Source organism: Mesorhizobium sp. M5C.F.Ca.IN.020.29.1.1 (assembly GCF_003997375.1).
Taxonomy (GTDB): Bacteria; Pseudomonadota; Alphaproteobacteria; order Rhizobiales; family Rhizobiaceae; genus Mesorhizobium; species Mesorhizobium wenxiniae.
The window spans coordinates 1-2181 of the sequence record NZ_RZSW01000776.1; the positions used below are offsets into that span (position 1 = coordinate 1).

Annotated in this window: 1 protein-coding gene; it reads right to left on the reverse strand. The window is 64.5% G+C overall.

Annotated features, from left to right (window positions below; all coding sequences use genetic code 11):
• Positions 1–33 precede the first annotated feature (33 nt).
• Positions 34–2181 (reverse strand): conjugal transfer protein TrbE (locus EOA85_RS33395; protein WP_127212552.1); only part of this gene is annotated, 2148 nt, incomplete at its 5' end.

A 2181-nucleotide genomic window follows, 5' to 3' on the forward strand; every position in this document is an offset into this window, starting at 1 on the left:
ATAATCGCTAGTGCCGCCACAGCAGCGGCAAATCTAGCCGTTGTGAAGGAGTGCTTCGGCATCGCCAATTCCTCTCTGTTGAAGCCACTGCGCCGGCCAGGCGTCGCCATGCTCGGCCTTCAGCGCCAGGATATGCTTGAGGTCGTCCTTGCCGGAGGCGCCGGCGAAGGCGAGCGCGACAGGTCCGAGCGCCATGTCGAATAGCCGCCGTCCTTCCGGGGAGGCGACGTAGTATTCGCGCTTGGGCAGTGCCGTCGCGACGATCTCGATCTGGCGCTCGTTGAAGCCGATCCGCTCGTAGAATTCTCGCGTCCCCGGCTCGCGCGCCGCGCCATTCGGCAGGCAGATCTTGGTCGGGCAGGATTCTTTCAGCACATCGATGATGCCGGAGCGCTCCGCATCCGAGATCGATTGCGTCGCCAGGACGACCGCGCAATTGGCCTTGCGCAGCACCTTCAGCCACTCGCGGATCTTGTCGCGAAAAGTCGGGTGGCCGAGCATCAGCCACGCCTCATCGAGGATAATCAGACTAGGCGCCCCGGTCAGTCGCTTCTCGATCCGACGGAAGAGATAGAGCAGCACGGGGACAAGGCTGCGCTCGCCCATGTTCATCAGCTGCTCGATCTCGAAGGTCTGGAAGGAGCGGAGCGAGAGTCCGTCGCTTTCTGCATCGAGAAGCTGACCCATCGGCCCGTCGACCGTGTAGTGGTGCAGCGCCTCCTTAAGTTCGCGCATCTGCACGCCCGAGACGAAATCCGAGAGCGACCGCCCGTTCGATGACGCCAGCAGCCCGACCTGGCGCGAGATGGCATTGCGGTGGTCGGGCGTGATCGTCACGCCCTGCAGCGCCACCAGGGTCTCGATCCACTCCGATGCCCACGCCCGATCGCCATCGGTGCCGAGTTCGGCAAGCGGGCAGAAGGCGAGCGCCGGAGCACCATCGCCGTCGCTCTCGCCGATCTCGTAGTGATCGCCGCCGGCGGCGAGCGTCACCGGAAGCATGGAGCGGCCCTTGTCGAAGGCGAAGATTTGCGCCCGGGGATAGCGCCGGAACTGCGCGGCGATCAGCGCCAGCAGGGTCGACTTGCCCGAACCGGTCGGCCCGAAGATCAAAGTATGCCCGACGTCGTCGACATGAAGATTCAGGCGAAACGGCGTCGAGCCGCTTGCGACCAGCATCAGCGGCGGCGAGGCAGGCGGATAGAACGGGCAAGGCGCGGTCGGCGCGCCCGACCAGACAGAATTGAGCGGGATCAGGTCGGCGAGGTTGCGCGTGTTGATCAGCGGCTCGCGGATGTTGGCATACCAGTTTCCCGGCAGGCTGCCGAGAAAGGCCTCCGTCGCATTGATCGTCTCGATCCGCGCGCCAAAACCCTCGGCCTGGACGAGGCGGCGGACAGCCTCGGCCTTCTCCCGCAGCCGTGTGTCGTTCTCGTCGAAGAGCACGATGACCGGCGTGTAGTAGCCATAGGCGACGAGTTGCGATGACGCGTGGGCGATCGCATCCTCCGTCTCGGCGACCATCGCCATCGCATCCTGGTCGACCGAGCGCGATTGCGTCTGGAACAACTGGTCGATGAAGGGCCGGACCTTTTGCTGCCATTTCTTGCGCGTGCGCTCGAGCCGGACCCGCGCCTCCTGATCGTCGAGGAAGATGAAGCGCGACGACCACCGGTAGGTGAGCGGCATCAGGTCGAGCGAGTTCAGGATGCCCGGCCAGCTCTCGGCCGGGAAGCCGTCGATCCCGACCACGGCGAGATAGCGGCTATCGACCATCGGCGTGAGGCCATGGCTGAACTCGGCCGTTGCCAGCCAGTCGAGATACATCGGGATCTCGGGCAGGCGCACCGGATGGTTCTCGCCGGTGATTGAGAAGCGGATGAACTGGAACAGCTCGTCATAGCGGGCGGTCTGGAAGCCGCCCCGCTCCTTGACCGACTGCGTGACCATGCGGCGGATCGAAAGCACGTTGCCGAGATACTGCTCGACCTCGCGGATCGAGGTCTGAAAGTTTTCCAGCACCGTGTCGGCATAGCGCGCCGTCCGGCTCTCGCTGTCGGAATAGACATACCGGGCTAGACCCGAGCGCCGTCGCTCCGGAGGACGCCAGGTAAGGATCAGCGCATGACGGCTCTCGAAATGTCCCCTCCCCTCCTCAAAATGGGCACGACGCTCGTCGTC